This window comes from Mycobacterium sp. E2479 (assembly GCF_001667925.1).
Taxonomy (GTDB): domain Bacteria; phylum Actinomycetota; class Actinomycetes; order Mycobacteriales; family Mycobacteriaceae; genus Mycobacterium.
On sequence record NZ_LZJR01000106.1, the window covers coordinates 1 to 24,102 of the forward strand.

The 24,102-nt window shown below is 66.5% G+C and carries 23 protein-coding genes and 2 pseudogenes; 16 read left to right on the forward strand and 9 right to left on the reverse strand.

What is annotated here, in order from left to right; translation table 11 throughout:
• A pseudogene (locus A5686_RS27310) lies at positions 1–209 on the reverse strand (mammalian cell entry protein); the annotation flags it as partial.
• 4 nt (positions 210–213) lie between these two features.
• Here A5686_RS27310 and A5686_RS27315 point away from each other — a divergent pair.
• Genes A5686_RS27315 through A5686_RS16745 form a run of 10 tightly spaced genes read left to right on the forward strand, consistent with a single transcriptional unit; the run spans position 214 to position 10,043 of the window.
• Complete coding sequence (locus A5686_RS27315; protein WP_369829716.1) at positions 214–363, forward strand: hypothetical protein; 150 nt, start codon at positions 214–216, stop codon at positions 361–363.
• Positions 360–1,952 (forward strand): virulence factor Mce family protein, encoded by a 1,593-nt coding sequence (locus A5686_RS16705; protein WP_067936439.1) that lies wholly within the window; start codon positions 360–362, stop codon positions 1,950–1,952. The genes A5686_RS27315 and A5686_RS16705 overlap by 4 nt, the downstream gene beginning before the upstream one ends.
• Positions 1,949–3,565, forward strand: coding sequence for a virulence factor Mce family protein (locus A5686_RS16710; RefSeq protein WP_067936441.1), 1,617 nt, complete (start codon positions 1,949–1,951; stop codon positions 3,563–3,565). The genes A5686_RS16705 and A5686_RS16710 overlap by 4 nt, the downstream gene beginning before the upstream one ends.
• A 50-nt stretch (positions 3,566–3,615) precedes the next feature.
• The gene (locus A5686_RS16715; protein WP_067936444.1) at positions 3,616–4,779 is read left to right on the forward strand and encodes a virulence factor Mce family protein; all 1,164 of its coding nucleotides are present in this window, start codon (positions 3,616–3,618) and stop codon (positions 4,777–4,779) included.
• Positions 4,773–6,323 carry a virulence factor Mce family protein gene (locus A5686_RS16720; RefSeq protein WP_067936447.1) on the forward strand — a complete coding sequence of 517 codons (1,551 nt, stop codon included), beginning with the start codon at positions 4,773–4,775 and terminating at the stop codon, positions 6,321–6,323. The genes A5686_RS16715 and A5686_RS16720 overlap by 7 nt, the downstream gene beginning before the upstream one ends.
• Positions 6,293–7,042 (forward strand): Mce protein, encoded by a 750-nt coding sequence (locus A5686_RS16725; RefSeq protein WP_067936450.1) that lies wholly within the window; start codon positions 6,293–6,295, stop codon positions 7,040–7,042. Before A5686_RS16720 ends, A5686_RS16725 begins: the two co-directional genes overlap by 31 nt.
• Positions 7,039–8,013, forward strand: a complete 975-nt coding sequence (locus A5686_RS16730; RefSeq protein WP_067936457.1) for an RDD family protein — start codon at positions 7,039–7,041, stop codon at positions 8,011–8,013. The genes A5686_RS16725 and A5686_RS16730 overlap by 4 nt, the downstream gene beginning before the upstream one ends.
• On the forward strand, positions 8,010–8,570 hold the full coding sequence (locus tag A5686_RS16735) for a mammalian cell entry protein (RefSeq protein WP_067936495.1): 561 nt from the start codon (positions 8,010–8,012) through the stop codon (positions 8,568–8,570). Before A5686_RS16730 ends, A5686_RS16735 begins: the two co-directional genes overlap by 4 nt.
• Positions 8,537–9,304, forward strand: a complete 768-nt coding sequence (locus A5686_RS16740; RefSeq protein WP_067936460.1) for a mammalian cell entry protein — start codon at positions 8,537–8,539, stop codon at positions 9,302–9,304. Before A5686_RS16735 ends, A5686_RS16740 begins: the two co-directional genes overlap by 34 nt.
• Positions 9,305–9,341: 37 nt before the next feature.
• Positions 9,342–10,043 carry a YoaK family protein gene (locus tag A5686_RS16745; RefSeq protein ID WP_067936462.1) on the forward strand — a complete coding sequence of 234 codons (702 nt, stop codon included), beginning with the start codon at positions 9,342–9,344 and terminating at the stop codon, positions 10,041–10,043.
• Here A5686_RS16745 and A5686_RS16750 read toward each other — a convergent pair.
• From A5686_RS16750 to A5686_RS16765, 4 genes are all read right to left on the reverse strand, one after another.
• A complete protein-coding gene (locus A5686_RS16750) occupies positions 10,036–11,118 on the reverse strand; it encodes a phosphodiester glycosidase family protein (protein ID WP_067936465.1) in 1,083 nt (360 codons plus the stop codon). The genes A5686_RS16745 and A5686_RS16750 overlap by 8 nt on opposite strands.
• Positions 11,119–11,224: 106 nt before the next feature.
• Positions 11,225–12,694, reverse strand: a complete 1,470-nt coding sequence (locus tag A5686_RS16755) for a YhgE/Pip domain-containing protein (protein WP_067936466.1) — start codon at positions 12,692–12,694, stop codon at positions 11,225–11,227.
• 57 nt (positions 12,695–12,751) lie between these two features.
• On the reverse strand, positions 12,752–13,477 hold the full coding sequence (locus tag A5686_RS16760) for a pirin-like bicupin family protein (protein WP_067936470.1): 726 nt from the start codon (positions 13,475–13,477) through the stop codon (positions 12,752–12,754).
• A 25-nt stretch (positions 13,478–13,502) separates the two neighbouring features.
• The gene (locus A5686_RS16765; protein WP_067936473.1) at positions 13,503–14,327 is read right to left on the reverse strand and encodes a MarR family transcriptional regulator; all 825 of its coding nucleotides are present in this window, start codon (positions 14,325–14,327) and stop codon (positions 13,503–13,505) included.
• A 128-nt stretch (positions 14,328–14,455) separates the two neighbouring features.
• On the opposite strand from A5686_RS16765, the gene A5686_RS16770 reads away from it, so the two are divergent.
• Positions 14,456–15,598, forward strand: a complete 1,143-nt coding sequence (locus tag A5686_RS16770; protein ID WP_082947673.1) for a dihydrodipicolinate reductase — start codon at positions 14,456–14,458, stop codon at positions 15,596–15,598.
• Here A5686_RS16770 and A5686_RS16775 read toward each other — a convergent pair.
• Entirely contained in the window at positions 15,595–17,004 is a 1,410-nt protein-coding gene (locus A5686_RS16775; protein WP_067936479.1) for an alpha/beta hydrolase domain-containing protein, read from the reverse strand. The genes A5686_RS16770 and A5686_RS16775 overlap by 4 nt on opposite strands.
• Before the next feature lie 13 nt (positions 17,005–17,017).
• Positions 17,018–18,152 (reverse strand): annotated as a pseudogene (locus A5686_RS16780) (sigma-70 family RNA polymerase sigma factor).
• Between A5686_RS16780 and A5686_RS16785 the strand changes: the two are divergent.
• From A5686_RS16785 to A5686_RS16800, 4 genes are all read left to right on the forward strand, one after another.
• A complete protein-coding gene (locus A5686_RS16785) occupies positions 18,145–18,939 on the forward strand; it encodes an alpha/beta hydrolase (protein WP_231986397.1) in 795 nt (264 codons plus the stop codon). The pseudogene A5686_RS16780 and the gene A5686_RS16785 sit on opposite strands and share 8 nt — an antisense overlap.
• Before the next feature lie 88 nt (positions 18,940–19,027).
• Positions 19,028–19,777, forward strand: coding sequence for a DUF2786 domain-containing protein (locus A5686_RS16790; protein ID WP_067936487.1), 750 nt, complete (start codon positions 19,028–19,030; stop codon positions 19,775–19,777).
• A complete protein-coding gene (locus A5686_RS16795; RefSeq protein ID WP_067936489.1) occupies positions 19,774–20,286 on the forward strand; it encodes a TIGR04338 family metallohydrolase in 513 nt (170 codons plus the stop codon). The genes A5686_RS16790 and A5686_RS16795 overlap by 4 nt, the downstream gene beginning before the upstream one ends.
• 44 nt (positions 20,287–20,330) lie before the next feature.
• Positions 20,331–22,406, forward strand: a complete 2,076-nt coding sequence (locus A5686_RS16800; RefSeq protein ID WP_067936498.1) for a glycoside hydrolase family 3 protein — start codon at positions 20,331–20,333, stop codon at positions 22,404–22,406.
• Between the two features lie 42 nt (positions 22,407–22,448).
• Here A5686_RS16800 and A5686_RS26750 read toward each other — a convergent pair whose 3' ends face one another.
• Positions 22,449–22,595: a metallothionein gene (locus A5686_RS26750; protein WP_082947674.1), complete on the reverse strand. Its 147-nt coding sequence runs from the start codon at positions 22,593–22,595 to the stop codon at positions 22,449–22,451.
• Between the two features lie 157 nt (positions 22,596–22,752).
• On the opposite strand from A5686_RS26750, the gene A5686_RS16805 reads away from it, so the two are divergent.
• A complete protein-coding gene (locus tag A5686_RS16805; RefSeq protein WP_067936501.1) occupies positions 22,753–23,406 on the forward strand; it encodes an O-methyltransferase in 654 nt (217 codons plus the stop codon).
• A 3-nt stretch (positions 23,407–23,409) separates the two neighbouring features.
• Here the strand turns inward: A5686_RS16805 and A5686_RS16810 are convergent.
• Positions 23,410–24,102 (reverse strand): nitronate monooxygenase (locus A5686_RS16810; RefSeq protein ID WP_067936492.1); only part of this gene is annotated, 693 nt, incomplete at its 5' end.

Sequence of the window (24,102 nt, forward strand, 5' to 3'; positions counted from 1 at the left end):
ATGTCGCAGGCGTAGAAGTTCACGAAGTCCCCGTAGGAACCGATGGCACGCCCGATCATGTTCAACGCCGTCGGCACCTTCTTGAGGTAGTCCTGCAATTGGTCCTGCTGATCGATCAGCGGCTGTTGTACCGCATCCAGGTAGTTCAGCGTCTGGTGCAGCAGCCCGCGGTCCTCGGCCAGCAGGTCGGCAACCGTGCCGACGGCGTTGAACATGATCGGGCGTGCCATCGGTTCCTACGGGGACTTCGTGAACTTCTACGCCTGCGACATCACCCTGAAGATCAACGGTCTGCAGGCCGGCGGTCCGGTCCGCACGGTCCGGCTGTTCCAGCAGCCGACGGGTAGGTGCACGCCGCAATGAGAACACTGGAACCACCCAACCGGGTCCGGATCGGTCTGATGGGCATCGTCGTGACGGTGCTGGTGATCGGTGTGGGCCAAAGCTTCACCAGTGTCCCGATGCTGATGGCCAAGCCGCACTACTACGGGCAGTTCACCGACACCGGCGGCCTCAGCAAAGGCGACAAGGTGCGCATCGCCGGCGTGGACGTCGGCAAGGTGGAGGGCCTCAAGATCGACGGCGACCACATCGCAATCCAATTCAACGCCGGCACCGCACGCTTCGGCACCGAGAGCCGACTCGCCGTCAAGACCGACACCATCCTCGGAAAGAAGATCCTCGAACTCGAGCCGCGGGGCAACCAGGCGTTGCGGCCGGGGGGCACATTGCCGGTCGGCCAGAGCACCACGCCCTACCAGATCTACGACGCGTTCTTCGACGTCACCAAGGCCGCCCAGGGCTGGGACATCGACACCGTCAAGCAGTCTCTGCACGTGCTGTCGCAGACCATCGACCAGACCTATCCGCACCTGAGCCCGGCGCTCGAAGGGGTGGAGAAGTTCTCCGCCACCATCGGCAAGCGCGACGAAGAGGTCAAGCACCTGCTCGCCCAGGCCAACAAGGTGGCCAGCATCCTCGGTGATCGCAGCGACCAGATCGACCGGTTGCTGGTCAACACCAAGACGCTGCTGGTCGCCTTCAACGAACGCGGCCAGGCCATCAACGCCCTGCTCGGCAACATCGCGGCGTTCTCCGAACAGGTCAAGGGCCTGATCAATGACAACCCGAACCTGAACCATGTGCTGGAACAGCTGCGCACCGTCAGCGACATCCTGGTGCAGCGCAAAGACGACCTGGCCAACGGTTTGACCGAGGTCGGCAAGTTCCTGCCGTCGCTGAACGAGGCGATCGCGTCGGGGCCGTTCTTCAAGGTGGTCCTGCACAACCTGGCCCTGTACCAGATTTCGCAGCCCTGGGTCGACGCAGCGTTCAAGAAGCGCGGCATCGATCCGGAGAACTTCTGGCGCAGCGCCGGTCTGCCGGAATACCGGTGGCCCGACCCGAACGGCACCCGGTTCCCCAACGGCGCGCCGCCGCCGGCACCGCCGGTGCTAGAGGGCACGCCCGACCACCCGGGTCCCGCCGTCCCGCCGGGATCGCCCTGCTCGTACACGCCGGCCAATCCAGGCGGCAATGTCACCGTCGGGGACGAGGGTCTGCCGCGACCGTGGAATCCGTTGCCGTGTGCGGGTGCGACGGCAGGGCCGTTCGGCGGGCCGGGCTTCCCGGCTCCCATCGACGTGATGGCGTCGCCGCCGAATCCCGCGGGTCTGCCGCCGACGCCGGGCATCCCGATCGCGGGCCGGCCGGGCGATCCGCCACCCGACGTTCCGGGAACACCGGTGCCATTGCCGACGCAGGCGCCCCCGGGTGCGCGCACCGAGAACCTTGCACCGGCGGGTCCGCCGCCGCCGCCGTCGACGTTCGCGCCGGGATTGCCGCCGGGACCGCCGGCGCCGCCCGGGCCGGGCAACCAACTGCCAGCACCGTTCATCAACCCCGGAGGAGCCGGAGGCAGTGGCGCAGCGGGGGGAGGTAGCCAGAATTGAGCACCATCTTTGATGTCCGCAACCTGCGGCTACCGAAGCTTTCTCGGGCATCCGTGATCATCGGATCGCTGGTGGTGATCTTGGCGCTCGTCGTCGGCTACGTCGGGTGGCGGCTATATCAGAAGGTGACCACCAACACCGTGGTGGCCTATTTCCCGGCGGCCAACGCGCTGTACCCGGGTGACAAGGTCCAGATCATGGGGCTGCGGGTGGGCGCGATCGACAAGATCGAGCCCGTCGGCAACAAGATGAAGGTCACGTTCCACTACGAGAACCAATACCGGGTTCCCGCCAACGCCTCGGCGGTGATTCTGAACCCGACCCTGGTGGCGTCGCGAGCCATCCAGCTGGAGCCCGCCTACAAGGGCGGTCCGGTGTTGGCCGACAACGCGGTGATCCCCGAAGAGCGCACCCAGGTGCCGGTGGAGTGGGATCAGCTGCGCAACAGCATCACCAACATCATCTCCAAGCTGGGCCCGACGGCCGAGCAGCCGAAGGGTCCGTTCGGTGAGGTCATCGAATCGTTCGCCAATGGGCTGGCCGGCAAGGGTAAACAGTTCAACAACACGCTGAGCAACCTGTCGCAGGCGCTGACCGCGTTGAACGAGGGTCGCGGCGACTTCTTCGCGGTGGTGCGCAGCCTCGCGCTGTTCGTCAACGCACTGCACAACGACGACCAGCAGTTCGTCGCGCTCAACCAGAACCTGGCCGATTTCACCACCCGCCTCGCGCACTCCGACACCGACCTGGCCAACGCTATTCAGCAGTTCGACAGCCTGCTCACCACCGTGCGGCCCTGGCTGGACCAAAACCGCGGGGTACTGGTCCAAGACATCAACAACTTGGAAACCGTTACGAACTCGCTGCTGCAACCGGATCCGCTGAATGGGCTGGAGACCGCGCTGCACGTGCTGCCGACGGCCGCGGCGAACATCAACCAGATCTATCACCCGTCGCACGGTTCGGTGGTAGCCATCCCGTCGATCACCAACTTCGCGAACCCGATGCAGTTCATCTGTAGCGCAATCCAGGCGGGCAGCCGGCTGGGCTATCAAGAGTCGGCCGAACTGTGCGCGCAGTACCTCGCGCCGATTCTCGATGCGATCAAGTTCAACTACCCGCCGTTCGGCTTGAACCTGTTCAGCACGGCCGAGACCCTGCCCAAGGAAGTCGCCTATTCGGAGGATCGGCTGCATCCGCCGAACGGATACAAGGACACCACCGTCCCGGGCATCTGGGTGCCGGACACCCCGACGTCACACCGCAACACCCAGCCGGGCTGGATCGTCGCACCGGGCATGCAGGGCCAGCAGGTCGGGCCGATCACCGCGGGCCTGATGACCCCGGAGTCGCTGAACGAGCTGATGGGCGGACCGAACATCGAGCCGGTCCAGTCGACCCTGCAGACCCCGCCGGGTCCGCCGAACGCCTACGACGAAAACCCGATAGCGCCCGTCATCGGCCAGATTCCGCCGCAAGTTCCCATTCCGCCGCCACCGCCGGGGCCGGGCGTGATCCCGGGCCCCGTCGCCCCGACACCGGCGCCGGTGTCCGCGCCCGCACCGAACGCGGGCGGGCCCGCGTCACCCGCTGACTTTGGAGGTGGCCAGTGAGCCGCGCGACGAGCGCGTCACGCGCGAGGAGCAAGCCGAACCGTCGGCCCGTGCGGGGCGCGCTTTGCGTGATCCGCCATCGGAGCTGGCAAGGTCTGATCCTGCTGATCGCCGCGATGGTGCTGAGTTCATGTGGCTGGAAAGGCATCTCGCAGGTCCCGATCCCGGGCGGGCCTGGCAGCGGGTCGGGCGCCATGACCGTCTACGTGCAGGTGCCCGACACACTCGCGATCAACGGCAACAGCAAGGTGATGGTCGCCGACGTGTTCGTCGGCTCGATCAAGGCCATCAAGCTGAAGAACTGGATCGCCACCCTGACGCTGGGCCTGGACAAAAAGGTCAAGTTGCCCAAGAACGCCACCGCCAGGATCGGCCAGACCTCGCTGCTGGGTTCGCAGCACGTCGAGCTCGCCGCACCACCGAACCCGTCGCCCGAACTGCTCAAGAACGGCGACACCATTCCGCTGAAGAACTCGACCTCCTATCCCACGACCGAGCAGACGCTGGCCAGCCTGTCGCTCATCCTGCGTGGTGGCGGCATCCCCAACCTGGAGGTGCTGCAAAACGAGATCTACAACATCTTCAACGGGCGTGGCGATCAGATCCGGGCCCTGCTCGGCAAGCTGGACACCTTCACCAACCAGCTCAACCAGCAGCGCGATGACATCACGCACGCGATCGACTCGACCAACCGACTGCTGACCTATGTGGGTGGCCGGGCCGACGTGCTGGATCGGGTGCTCACCGATGTCCCGCCGCTGATCAAGCATTTCGCCGACACCAAGAACCTGCTGATCAACGCCGTCGATTCGGTGGGACGGCTGAGCCAGGCCGCCGACCAGTACCTGTCGGAGACGCGGGGGCCGCTGCACACCGACTTGCAGGCGCTGCAGTGTCCGCTGAAGGAGCTCGGGCGGGCCTCGCCGTACCTGATCGGGGCGCTGAAGTTGATCCTCACCCAGCCGTTCGACATCGACACGGTCCCGAAGATCTTCCGCGGCGACTACATCAACATCTCGCTGACGCTCGACCTGACATATAGCGCTGTGGACAACGCATTCCTCACCGGAACCGGATTGTCGGGTGCCCTGCGGGCGCTCGAGCAGTCGTTCGGACGCGATCCGGAGACGATGATCCCCGACGTGCGCTACACGCCGAACCCGAATGACGCGCCCGGTGGACCGCTGGTGGAAAGGGGGGACAGGAATTGCTGACACCCTTCATCCGACGCCAGCTGATCGCCTTCGGGATCCTGACCGTCATCTCGCTGCTCGTGCTCGGGATCTACTATTTGCAGCTCCCGAGCCTGGCCGGCATCGGCCGCTACACGCTGAAGGCCGACCTGCCCGCATCGGGCGGGCTGTATCCCACGGCCAATGTCACCTATCGCGGCATCACCATCGGCAAGGTCACCGACGTCGAGCCGACCGAGCGTGGCGCCCTGGCGACGATGAGCATCGACAGTCACTACAAGATCCCGATCGATGCGACGGCCAACGTGCACTCCGTCTCGGCCGTCGGTGAGCAGTATCTGGACCTGACCTCGTCGGGGAACACCGGCAAGTACCTGGCGGAGGGCCAGACCATCACGAAGGGCACCGTGCCCGCGGAGATCGGGCCGGCCCTGGATACGGCGAACCGCGGGCTGGCGGTGCTGCCCAAGGAGAAGATCAGTCAGCTGCTCGACGAGACAGCGCAATCCGTCGGCGGGTTGGGCCCCAACCTGCAGCGGTTGGTCGACGCCACCCAGGCGATCGTCGGCGATTTCAAAAACCAGATGACCGACGTCAACGACATCATCCAGAACTCCGGACCCGTGCTGGACAGCCAGGTCAAATCGGGTGATGCCATCGAGCGCTGGGCACGCAACTTGAACAGGCTGGGGGCCCAATCCGCGCAGGAAGATCAACACCTGAAGAGCCTGCTGCGCCAGGCGGCGCCGACCGCCGACCAGGTCAACTCGGTCTTCAACGACGTGCGGGATTCGCTGCCGCAGACGCTGGCCAACCTCGAGGTCGTGATCGAACTGCTCAAGCGCTACCACACCGGCGTCGAGCAGGTGCTGGTGTTCCTCCCGCAGGGCGCATCGATCGCCCAGACGGTGGCAGCGCCGTTCCCCAACATGGCCGCGCTCGACCTGGCGCTGTCGATCAACCAGCCGCCGCCCTGCCTGACCGGCTTCATCCCGGCCTCGGAGTGGCGGTCCCCGGCCGATACCAGCATCCAGCCGCTGCCCACGGGAACGTACTGCAAGATCCCGATGGAGACCCCGGCCAACAGCGTGCGCGGGTCGCGCAACATCCCCTGTACGGACATTCCGGGCAAACGGGCCGCGACTCCGCGCGAATGCCGCGACCCCAAGCCGTATGTGCCCGCCGGTACCAACCCGTGGTATGGCGACCCCAACCAGATCTTGACGTGCCCCGCGCCCGCCGCGCGCTGTGATCAATCGGTCCGGCCGGGCATGGTGATCCCCGCGCCGTCGGTGAATAACGGGCTGAACCCGGCGCCCTCGGACCGCGTCACCGGCACACCCCCGCCCACCAGCGATCCGTTGTCCCGACCGGGGTCGGGTACCGTGCAGTGCAATGGCCAGCAGCCCAACCCGTGTGTCTATAAACCCAGCGGGCCTCCCTCGGCGATCTACAGTCCCCAAAGCGGTGAACTGGTAGGGCCAGACGGAGTGAAATACTCCGTCGAGAACTCGACCAGAACAGGAGACGATGGATGGAAGGAGATGCTGGCACCAGCCGGCTGAACCCCATCGACACGGACGATTCGTTGACCACGCAGGACAAGGACGAGGCTTCGACGGCACCCGAGACCGGACCCGGTCAAACCGATCCGCAGGAGGCCTCCGGGGATCCTGTGGAATCTACCGACGGTGATGCCGGCGTCGACGCCGACCGGTCGGCGTCCGACGGCACCGCAGCGGATGATGCGGGATCCGGGGAGCCGGCCGTGGCCGCACCGCGCCGTCCGTCGCGGGTGGGCCGTGGGTGGCTGGCCGCCATCGCCGCGGTGTTGGTGCTGTGCGCCGGCGGCGTCGGGGCGGGTGGCTACCTTGCGTTGCACTACCACCATCAGACGCAACGCACCGTCCGCAATGACGACGCGGCGCTGAAGGCCGCGGTGGAATGCGTGTCGGCGACTCAGGCGCCGGACACCAACGCGATGACCGCGAGCGAGCAGAAGATCATCGACTGCGGCACGGACGCCTTCCGCTCGCAGGCATTGCTGTACACCAGCATGCTCGTGCAGGCGTACCAGGCCGCGAATATCCACGTTCAGGTGTCGGATGTGCGGGCGGCTGTCGAACGCAACAACCCCGACGGTTCGATCGACGTCCTTGTCGCGCTGCGGGTCAAGGTGGCCAGCGATCAGAACCAGAGCGAGACCGGCTACCGGTTGCGCGTGAAAATGGCCTTTGCCGAGGGACAGTACAAGATCTCCAAGCTCGACCAGGTGACGAAGTGACGGTGGTGGTCGAGCAGACTGCGCCCTCGGCAATCCAGGAGTCAACGCGGGAAACCTTGGCGCCTTGGCATTCTCGCGTCAGCGCATTCGCCGTCGACGTGCTGCCCGGCATCGCGGTGGTGACGACCCTGGCATTGGTGTCGTTCACCGTGCCGGCGGGCGGTGTGTGGTGGTGGCTGGCCATCTCTGTCCTGGGCATAGTGACCCTCCTGGTTCTGGTCAACCGGCTCTTGTTGCCGGCGATCACCGGCTGGAGCCTGGGCCGCGCGCTGGTGGGTATCGCGGTGACCCGACGCACCGGCACCGCTCCGGGACCGTGGACGCTACTGCTTCGGGACGTCGCCCACCTGCTCGATGTCGCGTCGATCGTGGGATGGCTTTGGCCCCTGTGGGATTCACGCCGCCGAACTTTCGCCGACATGTTGGCGCGCACCGAGGTGCGCCGACTCCAGCCGGACACGACGCAACCTCCCCACATCCGGCGCTGGTGCGCACTCACCGTGTCCGGCGCGGTGGTGCTCTGCCTGGCCGGGGCCGCCGTGAGCTTTTTCGTGGTGTTCTCCGCGGACCGGGCGGCCGATCAGACCCGCGCCCAGATCGTGACGCAGGGGCCCAAGATGGTGTCCCAGATGCTGACCTACGACCCCAAGTCGCTGCATGAGGACTTCACGCGGGCGCTATCGCTGGCAACCGACAAATATCGGCCCCAGCTGGCGGCTCAGCAGGACTTGGTGCAAAAGGGGAAGCCCGTCATCAACGAGTACTGGGTCACCAACAGCTCGATCGAATCGGCAAGCGCGGATCGGGCGATGATGCTGCTGTTCATGCAAGGCCGGCGCGGCACCGGGCCCGAGCAGCGCTACATCAGCGCCACCGTGCGGGTGAGCTTCGCCAAAATCAGCGGAAACACATGGCGCGTCGACGATCTCAACGTGCTGACCAAGCCGAAACAACCCGGGAGCGGCAAATGAGCCCGCGCCGCAGGTTCACGCCCGGCGAGCGGCCACTGCTCATCGCCCGCCCGATCGAGGGCGAGCCGCCGCGACCATGGCTGGTGCCCTTGGCCAGCACGGTCGCCGCGGTCCTGATGGTGGCGGCGATCACCGCCTGCGCGCTGATGCTCGCCTCGCACGCATCCCGGACGCGGACCGCGTCGAAGGACCGCGAGGCACTGAACTACGTGACCGGCTTCATGACGCAGTTCACCTCCATCGATCCGTTTCACGCCAACGATTACGTGAACCGGATCTTGGCGCAGGCGACCGGCGACTTCGCCAAGCAGTACCAGAAGAACGCCAACGAGATCCTCCTGCAGGTAGCCCGGGCCGAACCGGCCACCGGTACCGTCCTGGACGCCGGTTTGGAGCGATGGAACGACGACGGCAGCGTCAATGTCATGGTGGCCACGGCGATCACCACCAAGTCGCCGGATGAAAAACAGGTATTGCAGAACGCCAATCGCTGGGCGGCAACCGCGACGCAGGAAGGGAACCAGTGGAAGATCAGCAGCCTGCAGCAGGTGATGTGACCGCCGAGGACAACACAGTCGCAGCCGAGGACGAGGCGACTGGGACCTCAGAGGGCGACGGCTCAGAGCCAAGCGACGAAAGAGCCGACGCAACAACGGAATCCAAAGATATGGACGGCAACGAAGCAACGGCCACCGGCGACGATGCGGAACAGGCCGATGATGACGCGGAGCAGGCCACCGACACGGCGCAGGCCGGCAGCGCGGGGAAAAAGCTCCGGACCGGTAAGGCCTGGGCCATTGTCGCGACGGTCGCGGCCCTGCTGTTCGTCGGATCCGCTGCGTTCGCCGGCGCAATGATGCAGCCGTACCTGGCCGACCGAGCCGTCGTCGCAACGAAACTGAAGGTCGCGCGCACCGCTGCCAACGCGATCACCACGCTGTGGACGTACACGCCGGAGAACATGGACACGCTCGCCGACCGCGCGTCTCGTTACCTCAGCGGCGATTTCGAGGCGCAGTACCGCAAATTCGTCGACGCGATCGTGGCCCCCAACAAGCAGGCCAAGATCACCAACCACACCGACGTGACCGGTGCGGCGGTCGAAACGCTCGACGACCGCAACGCTTCGGTCATCGTCTATACCAACACGACCTCCACCAGCCCGCTGACCAAAAACGTCCCGTCGCTGAAGTACCTGTCCTACCGGTTGTTCTTGAAGCGCTCCGATAGCCGTTGGCTGGTGACCAGGATGACAACGATCACGTCATTGGATCTAACGCCGAAGGTTTAGCTCCGGCTGTTGTCGGTGCCGAAATATACTGCAGCGCATGGCTGTCACGTCACCGATATCCGAACGATGGACCGTAGCAGCGTTGCTGTTGTTGACCTTCGCCACCGGGTTGGCCGACTCGATCAGTATCCTGGCGCTCGGCCACGTGTTCGTTGCGAACATGACCGGCAACGTGATCTTCCTCGGGTTCTGGCTGGCTCCGAGCACCACCATCGACCTGACCGCCGTCGTGGTGGCACTGCCGACGTTCATCTGCACGACGGTGATCAGCGGCCGACTGACACGTCATTTCGGCACGCGCACGCGAACGTGGATCACCACGGTACTGGCGACCGAGATCATCCTGCTCTTGGCACTGGCGATCCTGGCTGGCGCGGGAGTGCTGCGTTACCAAGGGAATTCCAAGCTGCTCATGATCGGCGTTCTCGCGATCACCTTCGGCTTACAACACTCGAGTGCGCGCCAATTCGGTATTCAGGAACTGTCCACCACCGTGCTGACGTCGACGATCGTCAGCCTCGGACTGGACAGTCGCCTGGCGGGTGGCACCGGCGAACGCCACCGGCTGCGCATCGGCGTGGTCGCCACCATGTGCACCGGTGCCTTCTTCGGTGCGACGATGTCGAGATATGTGATCGCCCCGGTGTTCGTGGTCGCCGCGACGGTGATAGCAACGAGCCTGCTGATCTTCCGGTTCGGTCCGGCGGCGACGAAAAGCACGGCAGCCGTTACTAGTTGAACGCCAGCCAGCTGGGCAGCGCCCGCTCGTGTGAATCGCAGAGTACCTGCCGGGTGTCGCACGATCCGCGCGGTGATCCCGCGCCGGCCCACATGCCCCCGGTGTCGCGGCGCAGCACGATCGCCGACGAGCCGCCCCCGTCAAGGAGCACGGCGTTATCGCTTCCTAGCCCGCGGAACAGGTCCTGCATGTTGTCGGGGGTGTAGTTGCCGCCCTCGAAGATGTACATCTCGTCCTTTTGCCTGGCGTAAGCGATCGCCGTTCGGGCCGCGCTCGGCCCCCCGTCGTGCAGTTGTCCGGTGTTGCCGGGCGCCAACAGACCGATGCCCGAGACCGCGACGAATCTCTCGTTCTTGTTGAGCAGGTCCGCGACCACCGGAGTGGCGGCGTCATAGTCGCTCTTCGTCTTGGGCCACACCACATATGGCGCGCCACCGGACGGCAGGATCATGGTCGACAGCGCGCTCCAGCTTTCGCCGCCACCGGACAGGCCCTGCTTGCCGGGATAGGCGACGGTACCGGTGACGGCCTGATTGGCCCGACCCTGGCCCTGGGTGTTGTCGACGAAGGCGCCCAGCGGCGAACTGCAGCCGGTCTGGCGCCACGATCCGCCTTTCTGCCCGCGAACGTCGAAGAAGTTGGCGTTGATCGCGATGGTCGGCTGACCCATCCGCTGCCAGGCCTGCAGCGGTGCGTACAACTCCGAGGCCTGCCAAAGACCCTCGGCGGTGCGAGCCCCGGGGTTGTTCTCGCACCGGGCCTGATCACCCCGGTGGGTGTCGACCAGCAGGTGCGGCGACAGGCGTCCCGCCGCGTTCTTGATGATCATCAGGTGGCCGCCGTTGTTCATCTCGTACCAGCTGCCGCCGGCGTTGAGCATCGGCGCGGGATGGCCGGGGCCGAAGTTGTACACGAGATAGGAACCACGGGTGCTGCCGATTGCGCTGGCCAGCAGGTCGCGGCCGTCGGCGGCGCGGGCTAGGGGCTGTCCCGACGTGATCGCCACCGCGAAGCACGCGATGACGGCGGCGCAGCACGCCGCGAGCCGGCGGAAGCTGGCGCGTCGGGTCAGCACGATAGCCCTTTCCGCCCGGAACCGAACACAACTGAATCATCATCAGCCTCAATAGTCACACTGTCAACATAAATAACGTTGCGGTGACGGCGGGGCTACGCCCGAATTACGCTTGCTCGCTTGAGCTTTCGGGCTCAGCGGCCGCGGTTCCGGCCGGTGCGGTGGCCGCTGGGTCGGCCGGCTCGGTGGCGGCTTGCTCGGCCGGCTCGGTTTTGGCCGGCGTGTTGGCGGCGGGTTCGGCGTGCTTAGCGCGGCGGGCCTGATGTTGCGCCTGGTGCTCCTGGGCGATCGCCAGTTCGACCGCTCCCGGAATTCGGTGAAAGCCCTTGCGGTCGTACAGATGCGTGATCACGCCGCCAAGCAGCAATCCGATGACGAGGCCGATGGTGGTCATGCTCAGGGCCTGGGTCAGGCCGGCATCGCTACGGCCGCCGAAGTAGAGCAGCGACCGGGCCCCGAGGAAGACCTGGTGCATCGGTTCGAATTCGGCCAGCCAGCGAAAGAAGGACGGTGTGGCCTCCAGCGGTACCGTGGCGCCCGCTGACGGCAGCCCGAGGATCACGAAGATGAGCATGCTGACCAACATTCCGGCAGTGCCCAGCACCGAGAGTAGGGAACTGGACGTGATTCCCACCGCGGCGATCGCGAAGACGCCGAACGCCCAGAGCTGCCAGCTGTGGTCGATGGGCATGCCGAGCCCGTCGGCGATGGCCAGATACACCGCCGAGGTGAGCAGCCCCAGCAGTACCATCAGGGCCCACTTCAGCAGCAGGGTCTGGAATCTGGAGATCCTGACCTGCTCGGCAAACCGGTACACCGGGCCGAATTCGGCGGGCACATAACCCAGCAGCGCGTCCACCAGTGTGCTGACCACGATGCTGCCGGTGAATCCGGCCAGCAGCAGCAAGAGCGCGTAGTAGAAGGCGGACAGGCCGTTGCCGGTGCCGTTCGGCAGCGGGTTGTACACGTTCGACTGGATCTCGATGGGGGCGCTCAGGCCCACTTGGGCCGCCCCCGCCAGCGGCGCGCCGCCGGTCTGCGCGGCGACCTCCGCCATAACCCGTTGCCCGGCTATGCCGTTGGCCATGCCCATCGCCGTGTTGAGGGTCTGACCGGCGATGCTCGCGCCGAGGGTGCCGGCCCTCGGATTGGTGGAGACGGTAATCGATGGCCGGTCCGCGCGGGCCGGCAGCACCGCGCTGGTCGCGAAGTCCCGCAGCTTCGATGAGAAGCTCGGCGGTATCAGCACCTGGCCGTACACCCGGCCGGTGTCCATTTGGTGCTTGGCCTCGCCACGGGGGAGCACCCGAACGTCGAACTTGCTCTTGTCCAACCCGTTAACCAGGCGGTCGACGATCTGTGCGCCGCCGGGGCCGGCATCCTCGTTCACCACCGCGATGGGGAAATGACGCAGGTTGGTCGTCGGGTTCAAGATGCCGCCGAGATAGAGCGCGCACAGCGCCGACATCAACGCCACGGTGATCACCAGGGGTGCCGCCCAAAACCGCACGGTGCGGATCGCCGTGATGTTCCGGTTGGGGTTGGGCGCCGCGTGCTGCGGGTGCGAGTGAGGCATGCCGACTCCTGTCTGTCGAGCCCACTCTATGGGCTGCGGAGCCGGCCCTCTATGGCCTCAGTCACCAAGCTTCGCGTGCATCTCCCAAATCAGCAGTTCTGCCCGCTCGCTCGCCGATACGCGCCGACCGTCGCAGTCGGTGAATCGGACGGCGTCGCCGTGGGCCACCGCGCCGATTCCTTCCACGTCGACCCGGCCACGGGCAGCGAAAAGATGCAGGTAGGGAGCCCGCGGAAGGTCCACCTCCGCACCGGCGGTCAACCGCGTCACGTGCAGCGCCGCGTTGCGGTTGTGCAGGGTGATCGCGGCGTCATGCGAGGGCATGCCTGAGGCGATCGTAACAAGATTGCCCGCTAAGAGCTTCTCGTCGATATCGTGCTGTTGGTAGCTCGGCTGGACACCGGCCTCATCGGGGACCACCCACATCTGCACGAAATGAACCGGCTCGCTGCGAGAGTCGTTTCGCTCCGAGTGCAGGATTCCGCTCCCGGCCGACATGCGTTGCGCCAGACCGGGATAGATCACGCCTCGATTGCCCGCGGAGTCGTGATGCGACAGCTCGCCGTGCAGCACCCAGGTCACGATCTCCATATCCCGGTGCGGGTGGGTGTCGAATCCCGTTCCCGGCGAGACGATGTCGTCGTTGTTCACCAGCAGGAGCCCGAAATGGGTGTTGTCCGGATCGTAGTGGTCACCGAATGAGAAAGAGTGCCGAGATGTCAGCCACGGAGTGTTGGTGACGGCCCGGGTTCGGCCATCCCTTATCTCGGTGGTGGCGGACATCGCTCCAGCCTAATGTTCTGCCGGATCAGGTCACCGCCGTGGTGAGCAGCCCTTGGGCCTGCAGCAGCGCCTTGTCGAGTTCCGGCAAGGTCAGCCCGGTGGAGTGACCCAGGTGGATCTCGATCTGGTACTCCGGCTGGCCGTCATGGCCGAATATCGGCAGGACCACGAATTCCGCTGCGGCCAGCTCTGTTTCAAGCACATCGGTGACCGACCGCAGGGTCACCATCGTCATCAGCGTGGTGAGCTGGCGGGTGACCTGCGCCGTCGGCTCCAACGAGGCCAGCACATCGGCAAGCCGAGTGTGCAGCGAGCGGTGAGTGTCGTCGAAGCGCCACGCACCGTAGCCGCGGGCGCGAATATCGGCGAGCACCCGTCGGTGCTCTGCGATTTCGGTGCGGGTCAGCCTGGGCACCACCCGATGCAACCACGCTTCGACGAAGTCGTCGTCGCGCCAGGCCATGGCGACCAGACCGAAAGGCGGGTCGATGGGAAAGCGCTGTCCCACGGCGTGCTCGCCGTCGGTGCCATGGCCGACCGCATCGACGGTAATCAGGTGCCGGGTGCCGATCCGCGACATCGAGCAACCCGCCCCGAGCGTGTGGTGCAGGAAGCGCAATGCGTCACGCCCGCGGTCCAGCAGGGGGAACTGCTCACGCAGGCCGTGAACCAGTCCGAACAATCCGCTGCCCAGCACGTAGCGGCGATCGTCGCGGCGCGCGACCCAGGCCCGGCGTTCCAGTTCGGCCAGCACCAGGGCACAGGTGGAGGTGCTGATCACGCAGGCCTTCGCCAGCTCGGCTGAGGACAGTCCGTGTGGCGAATTTGCGAGTGCAGCAAGGACATTCATTACTCGGGCGGTGGGTGGTGATTTGGCGCCCGATTCGCCGCGGGTCTTGGCCGTTGACGTATCCACCGCCACCTCCCTACGATCCGTCCAAAATGCAAGGATATACGTCCTAATATTAGGAGAAAATCGTGGTCAAGGTCGGAGTATGGGGGCCGGGCTCGATGGGTGTGGTCGCTCTGCGCGGAGTGATCGACCATCCGGAGCTGCAACTGGTCGATGTGGTCGTGCACAGCGACGCGAAAGCCGGTCGCGATGCGGGAGAGTTGTGTGGCATCTCGCCCGTCGGCGTCGTGGCCACGCAAGATCCGGCGGCCCTGCTGGCCGGTGACGCCGACGTGGTGGTATACGCGGCCGCCGCGAATCTGCGGCCGCTGGAGGCTGTCGAGGACATGGTGTCGATCTTGCGGGCAGGTAAGAACGTGGTGTCGTGCTCGGTGGTGCCGCTGGTATTTCCCGACGCCCCAGAACCGGAGCGCGCCGCCTTCACCGACCCGCTGCGCCGGGCCGCGATCGACGGCGGCGTATCGTTCTTCACCACCGGCATCGACCCCGGGTTCGCCAATGACGTTCTGCCGCTGGTGCTTTCCGGCGTCGCCCGGGTGATCGAGTCGGTGCGGGTGACCGAGGTGTTCAACTACGCGACCTATCCGGACAGGTCCGCCGTGTATGAGATCCTCGGGTTCGGCCAACAACCGGACTACCCGGCCCTTGCGGCCCAACCGGGGATCTTCACCTTCGGCTGGGGTCCGGTGCTGCACCAGCTGGCGGCCGCGCTGGGCGTCAAGATCGACAACATCGAGGAGAGCAACGAGCGGATCCCCGCCACCGAGTCCTTCGACACCCCGACGGGTCATATCGCCGCGGGAACCGTCGCCGCGATGCGTTCGACCCTCACCGGTTACGTGGACGGGAGGCCGACTTTCGTGCTTGACCATGTGACGCGCATGCGTGACGACATCGCCCCTGATTGGCCGCAGCCGCGTATCTCCATCACACCGAAGGACCTCGGCTACGGGCCTGCGTCCGGACAGGGGCTATACCGGGTGGAGATCGAGGGGTCGCCGAGCATGCGCTGCGAATTCGAGATGGCCGAGGACGCGGACCACGACCTGGGGGCCCGCATCGCCGGCGCGTCGCGGATGGTCAACGCCATCCCCGCGGTGTGCGCGGCCCCGCCCGGATTGTTGTCCGCGCTGGACCTGCCGCTGATCACCGGGGCCGGCCTGCTGCGTCGGGTACCGGGCCCGCCGCCGGACAGCCGCCTGTTCTAAGCGCGGCCGCCGGGATACGTTGCGGCGGCCAGCTCCAGGATCTCGGCACGGTCGGCCGCCAGGATGAACCCCGAGTCGATCGCGGCTTCGAGGGCGGCGGCGAAGCTTTCCAGGTACTGCGTGGCACCACCCGGATAGAGCCGCTGAATCGTGTCGGCGTCGAACAGCTCTCCGGAGCCGAAGATGGCCGACATGATGCTCTCCTCGCCACCCAGGCCCGACGTCCTGGCGATCGGCACATCCACCCATGGCGTTCTAATGCCACCGCGGGCTAGTCCGTTGCCATCTGGAACGGGTTGCGGCCCATCGCTTTCGCGGACTTCGAGCGGGTCCGCGCGCGGCGCGGGTTCGCCGGTGGCGACCCAGGTGTTCAGCGCCGCGAGCGCCGCCTGCACCACATAATGGTGCTGCGGACCGAAGTTGATGTTGTGTGCCAGTTGCTGGCCCATCAGCATGTTGGTCGGCGTGTAGCCGGCCACGATGGTCTCGAGCGGTGCCGACCCGCTGTCGATGAACGCTACCTGGATCGTGTAGTTGTCGGCGTGGGCGGCACCGGCGATCTCCCAAACCCGCAGCAGCTCGTTGTCCGGCTGCCTAGCGAAGTAGTAGCCGTCGCGCGGGCCGCCGAGGACATCGGTCTCGGTGATGACAGTCAGCAGTGGGACCCGCAGTTCCGGGCGGAACGCCACCGCCCGCGTCGCGGCGGATTCTTCGAAGATCGAGCTGCCGTCCAGCGGGGCGGCCGGGCCGAACCGGGAGTGCACCAGGAATCCGTCGTAGATACCCGCCAACGGGTCGACGGCGTTGATGTAGGTCGTGAGGAACATGGCGGATTGGGATTCGCCCAGTGCGATGACACGTTGTGCGGGCAGCCCCTGCAGGATGGCGCCGGGTTCGCCATTTTTGATCAGGGCGCCGATCTGGGAGAAGATGTCGTAAGAGAACGCGTCGCCCGGATGGTGCAGGGACGCATACCGTTGCGGATGTTGGCTTTTCAGTGACATATCCGCGCCGAGCAGGCTTTCGCCGCCCTCGACTCCCACCCGCTGAGCCGAGACGGCGACGTAGGCGTAACCGGCGCGCAGCATTTCGCGGTGCGCCATCATCCACACCGCGGCGGCGTCGATGCCACCACTCACGTTGAGCCATTCAACGAGCACCGTGCCGTTGAACCGAGCGGGATCGGACGGCGTCAACACCACGATGCGGGTGGTGAAACCGGCCGAGCCAGAGGGTGTTACGTCCCAGCGGCCATCGGGGCCCAGCTCGTTCGCCGCGGTGTAGCTGCACGCCGTGCCGGCGACCAAGAACTCCTCGACGTCGTAGCCCGTCTCGGCCAGGTCAAAGGCGCTCAGCAGCAGCGCCGGCTTGCCGGGGGTCGGCGTCACTTGGGCGGTATTCGTCACGGCAGCATCTTTCTCAACTCTGGCCCGCGCACAGCGAACTGGGCAACCCGAATTTGGCGAATAACGTGTCGTCGAGGAAAGCCACCACGTGGGATACCTTGCCTTCCTGCACATCCAGCACGTGCAGCTGAAAAGCTTCATGCGCCGCGCCGGCGCGCATGTACATGGCTGCGGCGGGCTGGTCGTTGGCGATCAGCGGCAGCATGCGCATGTCCCCGCTGCCCTGCGCCGGGCACTGCTGATGAATGAGCGTGACGATTGCGCCCGCGCCCTGATACCAGCCGGTGTACGGGGGCATCTCCCAGATCGCCTCCGCGGTGAACAGGTCGACCAGCCGGTCGATGTCGTAGGTTTCGAACGCGGCGATGTAGCGGGCCAGCAGATCCTGGGTCTCGGCCGAATCCGGCTGCACCAGTTCGTCTTCGGCGCTGGGCCCAACCGCTTCGAGCTGGGACCGGGCCCGCTGCAGCAGGCTGTTGACGGCGGTGGTGGTGGTTCCGACCGCATCGGCCACCTCGGCGGAGCGCCATCCCAGCACGTCGCGCAGCAGCAGCACCGCCCGTTGTCGTGGCGGGAGGTATTGCAGCGCAGCGACAAACGCCAACCGCACCGACTCCCGCGACCCGACGACAACCGAAGGGTCGTTCGGATGCTCGGTCAGTTCCGGCAGCGGTTCGAGCCACGGCACCTCGCGTCGCTCCACCAGCTCGGCGATCGGGTCGGAACTCGGACCACCCAGGCCCACCGGCAACGGCCTGCGCTGGCGTCCCTCCAGCGCGGACAGGCAGGTGTTGGTGGCGATGCGGTGCAGCCACGTTCGCATCGAGGACTTGCCTTCGAAACGGTCGTACGCCTTCCAGGCCCGTAGCAGGGTCTCTTGCACCAGGTCCTCCGCGTCGTGCACGGACCCCGTCATCCGGTAGCAGTGGGCTAGCAGTTCGCGGCGATAGGGTTCGGCGTGCGCCGAGAAACCCTCGCCGGCTACCGGGTCACCTCCAGAGTTATGCGCGAGAAGGCTCATCCGCATGAGCCTACGCAGTGTCGGGGCACCCGGCCCACAACAGCAGCCATTACGCTGCCGGTAATGAGTAGGACCTCCGAGTGAACCGCACCGAACGCAGTTTCGACGGCTTCGGCGGTGTGCGCATCGTCTACGACGTATGGACGCCCGAAACCGCGCCGCGAGCCGTCCTGGTGCTCTCACACGGTCTCGGCGAGTACGCCCGTCGCTACGACCACGTCGCAAAGCGTTTCGGCGAGGCCGGGCTGGTCACCTATGCGCTGGACCATCGGGGGCACGGCCGCTCCGGCGGCAAGCGGGTATTGGTGCGCGACATCCATGAGTACACCTCCGACTTCGACACCCTGGTGGGCATCGCCACCCGGGAACATCACGGCCTCAAGTGCATTGTGCTGGGGCACAGCATGGGCGGCGGAATCGTCTTCGCCTACGGCGTCGAACGACCGGACAACTACGACCTGATGGTGCTGTCGGGGCCCGCGGTCGCGGCCCAGGATCAGATCTCGCCACTGCTGGCGCTGACCGCTAAGGTGCTGGGCGCCATCGTGCCCGGGCTGCCGGCGCAGGAATTGGACGTGGACGCCATTTCCCGCGACCCTGCGGTGGTGGCCGCCTACAAAGAAGACCCCCTGGTGTATCACGGCAAGGTGCCGGCCGGCATCGGCCGTGCGTTGCTGCTGGTCGGCGAGACCATGCCGCGGCGGGCACCGGCCCTGACGGCGCCGCTGCTGGTGGTGCACGGGGAGCAGGACAGACTGATCTCGGTCGCGGGCAGCCGGCGTCTCGTCGAGTGCGTGGGGTCCACCGACGTCGAGCTGAAGGTCTATCCGGGGCTCTACCACGAGGTTTTCAACGAGCCCGAGCGCGAACAGGTGCTTGATGACGTGGTCTCCTGGATCACCGCTCGCCTGTGAGGCGGGCGTGTCGGACCGCTCCCGTACCTTGGCGCTATGAGTCGCGCTGGCGACGATGCAGAGCGGAGCGATGGGGAGGAGCGGTGCCATGAGTGACGACAAGATGCTGGCCCGCATCGCAGCATTGCTGCGTCAGGCTGAGGGCACCGACAACACCCACGAAGCCGACGCGTTCATGTCGGCCGCGCAGCGGCTCGCGACGGCCGCGTCCATCGACCTGGCGGTGGCGCGCTCCCATTCGGCGCAGCGGTCGGCGGCGCAGACGCCGACGCAGCGCACCATCACCATCGGGAACGCCGGCACGAAGGGGCTACGCACATATGTGCAGCTGTTCGTGCTGATCGCCGCTGCCAACGACGTGCGCTGCGACGTGGCCTCGAACTCGACGTTCGTGTACGCCTACGGGTTCGTCGAGGACATCGATGCCAGCCACGCCTTGTACGCCAGCCTGGTCGTGCAGATGGTCCGCGCGTCGGACGCCTACCTCGCCTCGGGTGCGCATCGTCCCACGCCGACGATCACCGCCCGGCTCAACTTCCAGCTGGCGTTCGGGGCACGCGTGGGCCAGCGGCTGACCGAGGCCCGCGACCAGGCCCGCCGGGAAGCCACCAAAGACCGCAGCCGGTCGCCGGGCACCGCTATCGCGTTGCGGGACAAGGAAGTCGAGCTGGTGGACTACTACCGCAGTGCGTCGAAGGCCCGCGGCACCTGGCAGGCCGCACGGGTGTCGGCGGGGTATTCGTCCGCGGCGCGCCGCGCCGGGGACCGGGCCGGCAAGCGGGCACGCCTGGGCAACAGTCCCGAACTTCCCGGGGCGCGGAGCGCGCTGAGCGGGTGACGGCGGAGAACTCCCCACCGCGGGATTCTCAGCGCTCCAAGGTGTATGCGGCCGAGGAGTTCGTCCGGACGCTGTTCGACCGTGCCGCCCAGCACGGTTCACCGGTGGTGGAGTTCTTCGGCACGCAGTTGACGCTGCCACCGGAGGGGCGATTCGGTTCGGTGGCCTCCGCGCAGCGCTATGTGGACGACGTGCTGGCGCTGCCGGCGGTGCGGCAACGGTGGCCGGTGGTGGCGCCGCTACGGGTGCGAGGACGGCGCGCCGCCAGCGCTGCACACTACGAAAACCGGGACGGCACAGGAATTATCGCGGTCCCCGATCGTGACACCGCCGACTGGGCGCTGCGTGAGCTGGTGATTCTGCATGAAGTGGCGCATCATTTGTGCCAGGCCGAGCCGCCGCACGGCCCCGAGTTCGTCGCGACGATCTGCGAGTTGACGGAGCTGGTGATGGGACCGGAACTGGGGCACGTGCTGCGCGTGATCTACGCCAAAGAGGGCGTGCGGTGAGCCCCACCGATCCCGATGCGCGGGCACGCGAGGTCGAAGCCCAGATGACCGACGACGAACGTTTCGCACTACTGGTGTCGGTGATGGGGGCCGGCGAGATGTGGCCGGTGCGCGACGAGCGCATCCCCGCGGATGCGCCGATGAGCGCCGGATACGTGCCGGGGATTCCGCGTCTGGGTGTCCCGGCGTTGCTGATGAGCGATGCCGGCCTGGGCGTCACCAACCCCGGATTCCGCCCGGGCGACACTGCCACCGCGCTGCCCGCCGGTCTGGCGCTGGCCGCCAGCTTCAATCCGTCGCTGGCCCGGGCCGCGGGCGAAGTGATCGGCCGCGAAGCACGCAGCCGCGGGTTCACTGTGCAGCTCGCGGGCGCGATGAACCTGGCCCGCGACCCCCGCAACGGTCGCAACTTCGAATACCATTCCGAGGACCCGCTTTTGACCGCGACGATGGTTGCCGAATCGGTCGACGGCATCCAGCACCATGGCGTGATCTCGACGGTCAAGCACTACTCGTTGAACTGCAACGAGACCAATCGGCATTTCCTGGACGCGGTCATCGATCCCGATGCGCATCGCGAATCCGACTTGCTGGCTTTCGAATTAGCGATCGAGCGGTCCCAACCCGGCGCCGTGATGACCGCCTACAACAAGATCAATGGTGAGTATGCCGCGGCGAATGCCGTGTTGATCAACGACGTGTTGAAAGGAGCCTGGGGTTATCGGGGGTGGGTGATGTCGGATTGGGGTGCCACACCAAGCTGGCGGTGCGCCCTGGCCGGCCTCGATCAGGAGTGCGGGGCCCAGATCGACGCGCTGTTATGGCGGGCCGAGTCCTTCGGTGCGCCGCTACGCGAGGCGTACGCCGACGGCCGGCTGACCAAGCAGCGCCTCTCGGACATGGTTCGCCGGATTCTGCGGTCGATCTTCGCGGTCGGAGTTGACGACGCCGAGGCGGCGTCGACACCGGACATGGCAGCGCACAACGAGATTGCTTTGAACATCGCGCGGCAGGGAACGGTGCTACTGACCAACCGGGGGCTGTTGCCGTTGGTGTCCGGGTCGAGCGTGCGCATCGCCGTCATCGGCGGGTATTCCCATCTGGGTGTGTCGGCCGGATTTGGTTCCAGCACCGTAGTTCCGCCGGGCGGATACGCGGATGTGGTCCCGATCGGCGGCAAGGGGCCCGAGGCCGGGCTGCGCAAGCTGTACCTGCTGGCCCCGAGTCCAATGGACGAGTTGCGAAAACACCTTCCGCGCGCCCAGATTGAGTTCGATCCCGGGATAAGTCCGGCCAAGGCGGTGCGGGCGGCGGGCATGGCCGACATCGTGATCGTGTTCGCAGTGCGCGCGGAGGGCGAGGGCTTCGACATCGCCGACCTCTCGCTGCCGTGGGGCCAAGACGAACTGATCACGGCGGTGTCGGCGGCCAATCCCAACACCGTCGTGGTGCTGCAGACCGGAAATCCGGTGTCGATGCCCTGGCGGGACTCGGTGAATGCAGTTGTGCAAGCGTGGTTTCCGGGCCAGGCCGGCGCGCGGGCCATCGCAGAGATTATCAGCGGGAAGGTGAATCCGTCGGGGCGGCTGCCGATCACCTTTCCGATCGATCTAGCCCAAACCCCGCGTCCGCAGCTCCCCCAAGCCGACGGACCGTGGGGGACACCGACCACGATCGAGTACCTCGAAGGAGCCGACGTCGGCTACCGCTGGTTTGCCGCGCGCGGTCACGAACCAATGTTCGCCTTCGGTCATGGGTTGTCCTACACCAGGTTTGACTACCGCGACCTGGTGGTCAGCGGCGAAGACACCATTTGCGCCAGTTTCAGCATCGTCAACGTCGGCGACCGCGCCGGGGCGGACGTAGCCCAGCTGTACTTGACGGCCGCCGCCGGCGAACCCTGCTTACGGCTACTGGGATTCGCGCGGGTGGAGCTCGAGCCGGATGCGACCCAACGGGTGAGCGTCGAGGCGGATCCGCGCCTGCTCGCCCGCTACGACGGCCGCGCCAAGAGCTGGCGGATCCACCCGGGCGCCTATACGGCGGCGGTGGGTGTGTCGGCGACAGCGATGAGGCTGGAAGCCTCGGTCGAGCTGACCGGTCGCACGTTCGGGCGATGACTTACACGGGTGCACACCCGAACGCGCGACCGGTCCGACGGCTTACTTGACGGGGACCAGCGCGTCGCCGCACGTGCAGCGATATGGCTCACCCGAACCCGAGCAGTGGCAGGGGACCTCGATGCGGACGCGACAGCCGCAGCCTTCGTGGCCGCATGTCAGCTCGGTCCCGGCCTCGTAACTTGCCATTTATCTCACCTTTTCTCGTGTGGTGACTCGTGCGGTGCGGGTCGACCGCACCTTCACTGTATACCCCCCACGGGTATATAGTAAACGGCCTGCGGTCGGTTCGATACCCACTCCACTCGTCGTGCCGGCCTGGTCGCGCGCGGCTAGCGTGGGCATCATGACCGGGCAACCAACCCCCAAAGACGTCGACGCTTTCTTGGACAACACGGTGGTCGACGGCGATGCCTCATTGAGCGCGGCGCTCGAGGCCAGCAGCGCGGCCGGATTGCCGCCGATTGCGGTATCGGTGCAGCAAGGGAAGTTCTTGAGCCTGCTCGCCGCTGCGATCGGTGCGCGCAGCATCCTCGAGCTCGGCACATTAGGTGGTTTCAGCACCATCTGGCTGGCACGCGGAGCCGGCCCGCGAGGGCGGGTGGTGACGCTGGAATACGAGCCCAAGCACGCCGAGGTGGCGCGCGCCAATCTGGAGCGGGCCGGCCTCGCCGATCGGGTGGAGGTCGTGGTCGGCGCCGCCCTGGACACGCTGCCGACGGTGACCGGTCCCTTCGACCTGATCTTCATCGACGCCGACAAGGAGAACTATCCCGCGTACCTGGAGTGGACGGTGCGACTGGCCCGGCCTGGTGGGATCATCGTGGCGGACAACGTGATTCGACAGGGACAGATCCTTGAGCCGGCATCCAACGCTCAGGCGCGGGCGGTGCGCCAAACGCTGCAGGCGATGGGCGAGGATCCGCGGCTGGACACCGCGGTGATCCAGACGGTAGGGGCCAAGCCGTGGGACGGGTTCGCGCTCGCGTTGGTGCGCTAAGTGTCAGCGCGCGGTGAGGTCGGCGACGGCCTGTTCGGCGGAGGTGAGTTCGCTTATCCGCAACGCGGTTTCACCGGCATACAGCGCCGCGCTGTCCAACCAGGAATCGGGCACGCCGGCGACCGGCGCCAGCGGCGTGAAGAACGGGAAGGCCGGCGATTGCAGCCGCATCAGCGGCCCCGCGTCGAAATATCCCAGCGCCGACAGCGGGCGGCTGGCCGCATTCAAAGCGGCGGGTAGCGCCTTGGCCTTGCCGTCTTGGCCGCACCACCGGTGCGTGGCCGCGTTGGGCACGACGCGGTGGCGCAACGGCCAGCTCAGGCCGAACAGGTTGGTCTCGATCGTCCTGTCCGCCCGCAAGACTCGGCGCTGGTACTCGTGGTTCGCGTTGGCCTCGTGTGTCAACAGGAATCGGGTGCCGGCAATGACACCGCTGGCGCCGCTGTCCAGCGCGGCACGGGTGTCGGTGCCGGTGGCGATGCCGCCGGCCACGAATACCGGACGGTTGGCGGCCACGGCGAGCGCGCGCGGCAGAAAGTCCAGCGCCGCCATGGTTCCCACGAGATGGCCGCCGGCCTCGCGTCCCTGAGCGATCAAACCATCGGCGCCAGAAGCGATCGCCGCGCGCGCCTGCGCTTCGGTGCCCACCATCACGAAGACGAAGATCCCGGCATCTCGCAGGTGCGCGACGAGACC

Bases quoted from the DNA above. Each gene is read 5' to 3' on its own strand.
- A5686_RS16735 (WP_067936495.1), top strand. From the start codon at position 8,010: ATGAGCCCGCGCCGCAGGTTCACGCCCGGCGAGCGGCCACTGCTCATC.
- A5686_RS26750 (WP_082947674.1), bottom strand. From the start codon at position 22,595: ATGGCAAGTTACGAGGCCGGGACCGAGCTGACATGCGGCCACGAAGGC.
- A5686_RS16765 (WP_067936473.1), bottom strand. From the start codon at position 14,327: ATGAATGTCCTTGCTGCACTCGCAAATTCGCCACACGGACTGTCCTCA.
- A5686_RS16790 (WP_067936487.1), top strand. From the start codon at position 19,028: ATGAGTGACGACAAGATGCTGGCCCGCATCGCAGCATTGCTGCGTCAG.
- A5686_RS27315 (WP_369829716.1), top strand. From the start codon at position 214: ATGATCGGGCGTGCCATCGGTTCCTACGGGGACTTCGTGAACTTCTAC.
- A5686_RS16805 (WP_067936501.1), top strand. From the start codon at position 22,753: ATGACCGGGCAACCAACCCCCAAAGACGTCGACGCTTTCTTGGACAAC.
- A5686_RS16760 (WP_067936470.1), bottom strand. From the start codon at position 13,477: ATGTCCGCCACCACCGAGATAAGGGATGGCCGAACCCGGGCCGTCACC.
- A5686_RS16745 (WP_067936462.1), top strand. From the start codon at position 9,342: ATGGCTGTCACGTCACCGATATCCGAACGATGGACCGTAGCAGCGTTG.
- A5686_RS16800 (WP_067936498.1), top strand. From the start codon at position 20,331: ATGACCGACGACGAACGTTTCGCACTACTGGTGTCGGTGATGGGGGCC.
- A5686_RS16725 (WP_067936450.1), top strand. From the start codon at position 6,293: ATGGAAGGAGATGCTGGCACCAGCCGGCTGAACCCCATCGACACGGAC.
- A5686_RS16755 (WP_067936466.1), bottom strand. From the start codon at position 12,694: ATGCCTCACTCGCACCCGCAGCACGCGGCGCCCAACCCCAACCGGAAC.
- A5686_RS16705 (WP_067936439.1), top strand. From the start codon at position 360: ATGAGAACACTGGAACCACCCAACCGGGTCCGGATCGGTCTGATGGGC.